This is a genomic window from Paraburkholderia sp. (assembly GCF_036488505.1).
Lineage (GTDB): Bacteria > Pseudomonadota > Gammaproteobacteria > Burkholderiales > Burkholderiaceae > Paraburkholderia.
Genome location: NZ_DASXHN010000363.1, coordinates 1 through 8,034, shown reverse-complemented (window position 1 = coordinate 8,034; position 8,034 = coordinate 1). Strand labels below are relative to the sequence as shown.

Below are 8,034 nucleotides of genomic sequence, written 5' to 3'. Positions count from 1 at the left end.
GAATAAGGATATTTCGCGCGAATATGACGATGCACCAGGGATGCATGACACCAGGCATGCAACGTAATCGATCTAGCGGATGGCCGAGCTCTGCGGCCATCCGCTAAATCGACCGTCAACTGTTCAACGGCAACCACACCTCTCGACGCCGCCCATCCCCGTCACCGGATAGAACTGCTCCCCATACTGCTCGAAATGCGGCGCAGCCGCGACGACAGCGCCTGCCGCTCAATAGTTCTCCGTCGCCGCGCGCGAGTCGCGCGAAGCGTCGACCGCCGGCGATGACGCATCGCCAGCCGCTTGCAATTGCGCGCCACCCGCAAGCCCCGGCCGCAACAGCAAGCGCCCGAGAATCCCCGCGATCGCGGCAAAAATCGCACCGAATAGAAACGCGACGTGATAGCCGCTATTGAGCGCGGCGCCCGGGCTCGTCGATGCCGGCATCGCATCGCTGCGCGCGGCCGCCAGGCTCGCGAGCACCGCGAGGCCGAGCGCGCCGCCCATCATGAACGACGTATTGACGATGCCCGAGGCGAGACCCGAATCGGCCGGATCGACGTCGCTCATCGCGGCAAGCAGCAGCGGATTGAACGCGATGCCCGCGCCGAAGCCGAGCAGGATCATGCCAGGCAATACGTCGGGCACGAAGCTGCCGTCGACGGGCGCCCGCGCGAACAGCGCGAGTCCGCAGGCGGCGGTCAGCAGACCCGCCGCGAGTGGCCGGCGCAGTCCGAAGTGCATCACCACGCGGGCCGACAGGCCGAGCGAAAAGAACCCCATGATCAGGTTCGCGGGCAGGAATGCGAGCCCGACCTGCAACGGCCGATAGCCGAGCACGCGTTGCAAGTACAGCGCCGAAATAAAGAACCACGCGAACATCGCGGCCGCCCATAGCACGCCGACCACGTTCGCAGTCGCGACGTTGCGCAAACGCAAGAGACCCAGCGGCATCAACGGATGTTCGACCTTCGCTTCGATCAGCAGGAACAGCGCGAGCAGGGCGAGCGCCGCGCCGAGCAGACCGAGCGTTGATAGCGAGGTCCAACCGGCCTCGTTGCCGTTGACGACCGCGTAGACGGCCAGCATCAGCGATGCCGTTACGCTGAGCGCGCCGGCCACGTCGAGCCGTTCGCCGTGAGCGTGCCCGCGCACGGACGGCAGCAGCGCGACGCAGAGCGCGTACACCGCGATGCCGATCGGCAGATTGACGAGAAAGATCCAGTGCCAGCTGAGCAGGTTCGTCAGCAGCCCGCCGAGCAGCACGCCAATGCTGCCGCCTCCCGCGCAGACGAAGCCATACACGCCCATCGCTTTCGCGCGCTCGCCCGCTTCGGTGAACAGATTCATGATCAACGACAGCGACACCGCGGAGACGACTGCGCCGCCCAGACCCTGCACGGCGCGCGCGGCGATCAGCAGGATCTGCGAATTCGCGAGCCCGCACGCGAGCGACGCGAGCGTGAACAGCGTGATACCGCCGAGAAAGAGTCGCCGGTGGCCATACAGATCGCCGAGCCGTCCGCCGAGCAGCAGGCAGCCGCCGAACGTGAGCATGTATGCATTGACGACCCACACGAGTGAGGTCTCGCTAAAGCCGAGGTCGGCCGCGATGGATGGCAGCGCGACGTTCACGATCGTCGTATCGAGCACGATCATCAGCACGCCGAGGCACAGCACCATCAGCGCGAGCCAGCGTTGCTTGCCGTGAAGGGACTGAGTCATGCGGGGGCTCCTGTGTGCGTCACAACTACGAAATCCTGAGCTTGGGGCGTGGTGGAGAACCGGCAGTTGGGCCGCCAGCCGCCCTTCATGCTCAGACCTTCGACTTGCCACCCATCAACTGATTCGACGGCAACGTCTCGTCGAGCAACTTGCGTGCGCTTTCGATGCCCGCCACCGGCAGCCCCTCGGGATCGAGCAGTCCGACCTGCACCAGCACCGAAGCCTGATCCCAATAGATGTGCTCGTTGTAAAGCTTGTCGCCGCGGAAGCACACGACCGCCAGCATCGGCACCTCGAAATACTGGCCGGTGGGCGCGACGCCCGGCAGCAACCAGTCGATCTCGCAGCTATGCGTGCAACTGAAAATGAATTCATCGACGATACGGTCCGAGCCGATCGTGCGGGAAATCGGAATCAGCTTGGTGTCGGGCGGATTCGAGTTGACGAAGTGATGCGTATAGAAACGCTTGAGCCTGTCATGCCCGACGCCACCAGTCATCGTCGGAACGTGATTGACGTATGGCTCGGCGACCATCGTCGGCATCACCGCATCGACGTCGCGCGTCGCAAACTCGTGGTAGCAATGCGCTTCCCACAGCGCGTTCAGATCGTAGACCGGACCGAGCACCTTGCGCAGCAGCGCGAGCGAGCGCGAATACGCCATCATCGCGGCCGGCTTGTCGTACTGCGCGCGCTGCGGCGCCGCGAATGCGTGGTCGCAACCGGGGTACACGTATTGCTCGATGTGCGGCCGCGCGCGCAACGCGGCGCTAATGCGCTCGCGGGTTGCGGGCGGGCAGTGCGCGTCGTTTTCGGGGAAATGAAACACCATCGGGCAGCGAATCGCCGGCACTTCGTCGAGCAGCGCATCGAGGCCGACGCCGTAATAGCTGACCGCGCAATCGACGTCGGTGCGCGCCGCGCTCAGAAACGCGAGCTTGCCGCCGAGGCAGTAGCCGACCGTACCGACTTTGCCGACCTGTTCGGGCAGCTCGCGCAAAGCGGCGATGGTAGCGGCGATGTCGTTGACCGCGAGATCCGCGTCGAACTGGCTCAGATAGCCGCGCGCCTGTTGCATGTCGGCTTCGCCGTAACCGAGTTCGATGCCGGGCTTGATGCGCCAGAAGAGGTCGGGCACCAGCACGACGTAGCCCTCTTCGGCGTAGCGATCGGCGCTCGCCTTCATCGTGTCGTTGACGCCGAAGATTTCCTGCAGCAGCACGAGCCCCGGGCCGGAGCCTTGCGCGGGGCGCGCGACATACGCGTTGAAACGGCCGCCATCCTGGGCGACGACTTCGATGAAAGAGCCGGACATGCAGTCTGCCTCCGCGCAGCCGATCAGCTGCAAAAAGAAGTGCGTTACGTCATCGTGCGCAACTCGAAACGTTTGAGCTTGCCGGTTTCGGTGCGCGGCAGCGCGCCGACGAAGGTGATGACGCGGGGATATTTATACGGCGCCACGCTATTTTTAACGAAATCCTGGAGTTGCGCGACCAGTTTGTCGTCGGCCGTATAGCCGGGATTGACCACGACGAAGGCCCTGACGATCTGCCCGCGCGTTTCGTCCGGCACGCCGATCACACCGCATTCGGCCACCGCCTCGTGTTGCAGCAGCACACTTTCGACTTCCGGGCCGGAGATGTTGTAGCCGGCCGACACGATCATGTCGTCGGCGCGTGCCTGGTAGAACACGTAGCCGTCCGCGTCGACATACACCGAATCGCCCGGCAGATTCCAGCCGTCGCGCACGAAGCGCAGTTGCCGGTCGTCGGCGAGATAACGGCAGCCGGTCGGTCCGCGCACCGCGAGCTTGCCGATCGTGCCGGGCGGCACCGGTTGCATGTCGTCGTCGACGGCTTGAACGACATAGCCCGGCACGGCGCGTCCGATCGCGTTCGGCCGGATCTCCGCACCCTGCGACGAAATGAAAATGTGGATCAGCTCGGTGCCGCCGATCCCATCGATCATGTCGATGCCGGTCGCATCGCGCCATAGACGCCGCGTCGAATCGGGCAGCGCCTCGCCAGCCGACACGGACTTCTTCAGTGACGACGCGTTATGCGTGGCCACGAGCGGCGCCATCTGCCGATAGAAAGTCGGCGCGGTGAACATGACGGTCGCGTGAAAACGCTCGACTGCTTCCAGCAGAGTGGGCGGCGTGAGCTTTTCGATCAGCACCGTCGACGCGCCGGCGCGTAGCGGAAAACACAGCAGCCCGCCCAGGCCGAACGTAAACGCGAGCGGCGGCGTGCCGCAAAAGATATCGCTCGGAGACGGCTTCAGCACATGGCGCGGGAACAGATCGCACATCGCGATCACGTCGCGGTGGAAATGCATGCAGCCCTTCGGCGAGCCGGTCGTGCCGCTCGTGAATGCGATCAGGCAGACGTCGTCGGTGGCGGTGTCGCACGCGGTGAAGTGCTCGGGTTTGTCGAGCGCGAGCGTGTCGAGCGAATCGGCGGAATCGTCGTGAAAGCGGCGCATTTGCGTCAGGGTCGCGCAGTAGAACTCGTCCTGTGGATTCATGCAGCGTTCGAGTTCTGCGGTCAGGCGCGCATCGCATAGCGCGGCGGTGACCTGCGCTTTCTCGATGACTTGCTTGAGTTCCTTCGCGCGTAGCAGCGGCATCGTCGGCACGACGACGAGACCCGCTTTCAGTGCCGCGAGCATCGCGACGGCCATCTGCAGCGTGTTTGGACCCCGCAGCAGCACGCGGTTGCCCGGCTGCAGCCCCATTTCATCGACGAGCACATGGGCGCTGCGGTTCACTAGCGCCAGCAGTGCACCGTAGGTGGTTGCGTGCGGTTTGCCGTCCACGTCCGACCAGATGGCCGGCCGGTCACGATGGTCCGCTTCGACGGTGCGGTCGAGCAGTTCGGTCGCGCAGTTCATCCGTGGCGGATACGCGATGTCCGGATTGTCGAACAGAAAGACGGGCCATTGATCCTGCGGCGGAAGATTGTCGCGCGCGAAGGTGTCGACGTGTGCTGACGGTTCCATCATGGTCTCCGGGGGCGTTGAGCCGGACAGTGCGCTTCGGTTAGGTGTGAGAGCGTGGGCGCGGGTTCTGGATGCGTACCACGGTCAATGCGGAATCACCGCGGTCGCCTCGATCTCGACCTTCGCGCGGTCTTCCATCAGCGCGACGACCTGCACCGCGCTCATCGCGATGTCGTAGTCGCCGATCAGCTCGCGAAACGTGCGGCCGATATCCTTCAGCGACGCCAGGTACTCGCGCTTGTCGGTCACGTACCACGTGAGCCGCACCAAATTTTCGGGTTTGCCGCCCGCTTCGCGCAGCACGGCCAGCAGATTCTTCAGCGCCTGGGCGGATTGCGCGGCGAAGTCGTCGGTGTGGAACTGTGCCTGTTCGTCCCAGCCGATCTGGCCGGCGATAAATACCTGCGTGCCGGTCGCCGCGACGCCGTTCGCGTAGCCGCGCGGTTTGATCCAGCCGGCGGGAAGGAGAGCTTTTTTCATCAGCGATGCGCCTCGGTGGACGGGGACGGTGGGGCGAACGCTGCGAGCGCGCTCGCGATGTCGCCGGGAATAGCAATGGATTTGCTGGTGTCGAACGACATGAACACGAGTTTTTGCTGCGAGCGAAAGCGCGTTTCGCCGTTGCAATGACCGCGAATTTCGATGCCGATCGAACTGCGGCCGATCGTGGCAACGCTGAGCGTCAGCAGGATTGTTTCGCCCATCTGGCTCGGCCGCGAGAATTCGCAGTCGAGCTTGACGATCGGCAGACCGATCCTGCGTTGCCTGATCATGTGCGCGTAGTCGATCCGCAGGCCCTCGTTGAACCAGTCTTCGACGAGCACATTGGTCATCACGAGGTACTGCGGAAAGTACACGATGCCCGCCGGATCGCAGTGCGAGAAGCGAATGCGCACGGGCCGCTCGAACGACGCGTTCATGACGGGTTACCGTTCGCGGCCGCATGCGTCTTTAGCAGATCGCGGCCGATGATCAACTGCTGCACCTCGGTCGCGCCTTCGTAAATGCGCAGCGCGCGGATCTCGCGGTACAGCATCTCGACCGCGGTGCCGCTTTGCACGCCCATGCCGCCGTATAGCTGCACGGCCGCGTCGATCACCTGCTGCGCGCCTTCGCTTGCGTGCCACTTCGCCATCGCGGCTTCGCGCGTGACGCTCTCGCCCTGGTCGCGCAGCCATGCGGCGCGATAGACGAGCAGCGCGCTGCTGTCGATGGTCAGCGCCATCTGCGCGAGCTTCGCTTGCGTCAACTGGAAGTCGCCGAGCGTTTGTCCGAACATCTGGCGCGACGACGCTCGCGCGAGCGCTTCGGCCATCGCATGACGCGCAAAGCCAAGCGATGCCGCCGCCACCGACGTGCGGAAAACATCGAGCGTGCGCATCGCGATCTTGAAGCCTTCGCCGGGCGAGCCGAGCATCTGGCTGCGCGCTACGCGCGCGCCCGTGAAGCGCAGGCGCGCGAGCGGATGCGGCGCGATCACGTCGATGCGTTCGGCGATTTCTAAGCCCGGCGTATCGGCATCGACGACGAACGCGCTGATGCCGCGCGCGCCCGGGGCTTCGCCGGTGCGCGCGAATACCACATAAAAGTCGGCGATGCCGCCGTTCGATATCCACGTCTTTTCGCCGTCGAGCACGTACTGATCGCCGTCTTCGCGCGCGGCGAGCGCCATTGCCGCGACATCCGAGCCCGCTTGCGGCTCCGATAGCGCGAACGCGGCGATCGCCGTGCCGCTCGCGACGCGCGGCAGATAGCGGGACTTCTGTTCATGCGTGCCCGCGAGCGAGATCGCACCCGAACCCAGGCCCTGCATTGCAAGCGCGAAATCGGCGAGGCCCGAATGGCGCGCAAGCGTTTCGCGCAGCAGACAAACCGCGCGCGTATCGATCGTGTCGCCGTGGCCGCCGTACGCGACGCCTCCGACGCCGTATTTCAGCCAGCCTGCCGTACCGAGTTCACGCACGAGCCGCCGGCACGTCGCATCGGTGTCGCCGTGCGCGTCATGCTCGAGATGTGCGCGGCACCATGCGTCGATAGCGGCCGCGAGTTCGCGGTGGCGCGGCTCGAAGAACGGCCACGCGAGCGGGCTATGCAGATCCACTTCAGGGTTCCGGTGATCGGCGCTCAACTCAGTCTCCTTCGAACACGGGCCGCGTCTTCGCCGCGAACGCGTTGTATGCGCGCTCGAAATCGCGCGTGCTCATGCAGATCGCCTGGGCCTGCGCTTCCGATTCGATAGCTTCGTCGATGCTCATGCTCCATTCCTGGTGCAGCATCTTCTTCGTGATGCCGTGTGCGAAGCTCGGGCCGGCCGCGAGATCGGCCGCGAGCTGGTGGGCTTCTTCGAGAAGCGTGGCCGGTTCGCACAGGCGGTTGTAGAAGCCCCACGCATGCGCTTCGTCAGCGCTTGCCGAACGGCCGGTGAACAGCAGTTCGGCGGCGCGCCCCTGGCCGATGATGCGCGGCAGGATCGCGCAGGCGCCCATGTCGCAACCCGCGAGGCCGACGCGCGTGAACAGGAACGCGAGCTTGCTGCGCGCGGTGGCCAGACGCATATCCGAGGCCATCGCGAGGATCGCGCCGGCGCCGGCGCATACGCCATCGACCGCCGCGATGATCGGCTGCGGGCAATGGCGCATCGCCTTCACGAGGTCGCCGGTCATGCGCGTGAACAGCAGCAGTTCAGGCATCGGCAGATCGATCAGCGGCGCGATGATGTCGTGCACGTCGCCGCCGGAGCAGAAGTTTTCGCCGGCGCCGTGCAGCACGACCGTTTTGACGTCGGTCGCGTACGCGAGGTCGCGGAACAGGTCGCGCAACGCCGCATACGATTCGAAGGTGAGCGGGTTCTTGCGCTCGGGGCGGTTCAGCGTGATCGTCGCGACCTTGTTGCTCACCGACCAGCCGAAGTGCTTCGCTTCGTATCCGGCGAGCGTCAGGCGGTTGCCGGCCAGCAGCGCGTCGGCGTTGGATCGTGTCATGTCTGTCTCCTGTGCGGGGTCAGCCTCTGAGGCTGTCGAGCAGATGTTGCTTGAGCTTGCCGAGGTCCTGGTGGGTTTGCATTTTTTCGTCGACGCTGAGGCCGCCGAACATTTCGACGACCCATTGCTCGTGCGCGACCGCCATCTTGTCGAACGCCTTGCGGCCGGCCGGCGTCAGGCACACGCTGATCGAGCGGCGATCGTTCGGGTCGGTGTCGCGCACCACCAGCCCTTCCTTTTCGAGCTGATCCGTGATGCCGGTGACGTTGCCGCCCGTCACCATCAGACGGCGCGACAGCTCGGTCATCTTCAGCCCTTGCGGATGACGTTC

8 protein-coding genes are annotated in these 8,034 nt (G+C 64.9%); all 8 read right to left on the bottom strand.

The features are described from left to right. Positions 1-228: 228 nt before the first annotated feature. Complete coding sequence (locus VGH68_RS21595; RefSeq protein ID WP_331605745.1) at positions 229-1,722, bottom strand: MFS transporter; 1,494 nt, start codon at positions 1,720-1,722, stop codon at positions 229-231. A 91-nt stretch (positions 1,723-1,813) separates the two neighbouring features. Further along, positions 1,814-3,037 carry a dienelactone hydrolase family protein gene (locus VGH68_RS21590; RefSeq protein ID WP_331605744.1) on the bottom strand — a complete coding sequence of 408 codons (1,224 nt, stop codon included), beginning with the start codon at positions 3,035-3,037 and terminating at the stop codon, positions 1,814-1,816. A 44-nt stretch (positions 3,038-3,081) separates the two neighbouring features. After that, on the bottom strand, positions 3,082-4,722 hold the full coding sequence (locus VGH68_RS21585) for an AMP-binding protein (RefSeq protein ID WP_331605743.1): 1,641 nt from the start codon (positions 4,720-4,722) through the stop codon (positions 3,082-3,084). An 84-nt stretch (positions 4,723-4,806) separates the two neighbouring features. Then, complete coding sequence (locus tag VGH68_RS21580) at positions 4,807-5,202, bottom strand: RidA family protein (protein WP_331605741.1); 396 nt, start codon at positions 5,200-5,202, stop codon at positions 4,807-4,809. Further along, a complete protein-coding gene (locus VGH68_RS21575; protein WP_331605740.1) occupies positions 5,202-5,642 on the bottom strand; it encodes a thioesterase family protein in 441 nt (146 codons plus the stop codon). The genes VGH68_RS21580 and VGH68_RS21575 overlap by 1 nt, the downstream gene beginning before the upstream one ends. Further along, positions 5,639-6,850, bottom strand: a complete 1,212-nt coding sequence (locus tag VGH68_RS21570) for an acyl-CoA dehydrogenase family protein (protein ID WP_331605739.1) — start codon at positions 6,848-6,850, stop codon at positions 5,639-5,641. Before VGH68_RS21570 ends, VGH68_RS21575 begins: the two co-directional genes overlap by 4 nt. Position 6,851: 1 nt before the next feature. Continuing rightward, complete coding sequence (locus tag VGH68_RS21565; RefSeq protein ID WP_331605738.1) at positions 6,852-7,703, bottom strand: enoyl-CoA hydratase family protein; 852 nt, start codon at positions 7,701-7,703, stop codon at positions 6,852-6,854. Between the two features lie 19 nt (positions 7,704-7,722). Further along, positions 7,723-8,034, bottom strand: a 312-nt coding sequence (locus tag VGH68_RS21560; RefSeq protein ID WP_331605737.1) for a MarR family transcriptional regulator, incomplete at its 5' end; no start/stop codon positions are given.

Bases quoted from the DNA above. Each gene is read 5' to 3' on its own strand.
- VGH68_RS21565 (WP_331605738.1), bottom strand. From the start codon at position 7,703: ATGACACGATCCAACGCCGACGCGCTGCTGGCCGGCAACCGCCTGACG.
- VGH68_RS21590 (WP_331605744.1), bottom strand. From the start codon at position 3,037: ATGTCCGGCTCTTTCATCGAAGTCGTCGCCCAGGATGGCGGCCGTTTC.
- VGH68_RS21575 (WP_331605740.1), bottom strand. From the start codon at position 5,642: ATGAACGCGTCGTTCGAGCGGCCCGTGCGCATTCGCTTCTCGCACTGC.
- VGH68_RS21585 (WP_331605743.1), bottom strand. From the start codon at position 4,722: ATGGAACCGTCAGCACACGTCGACACCTTCGCGCGCGACAATCTTCCG.
- VGH68_RS21580 (WP_331605741.1), bottom strand. From the start codon at position 5,202: ATGAAAAAAGCTCTCCTTCCCGCCGGCTGGATCAAACCGCGCGGCTAC.
- VGH68_RS21595 (WP_331605745.1), bottom strand. From the start codon at position 1,722: ATGACTCAGTCCCTTCACGGCAAGCAACGCTGGCTCGCGCTGATGGTG.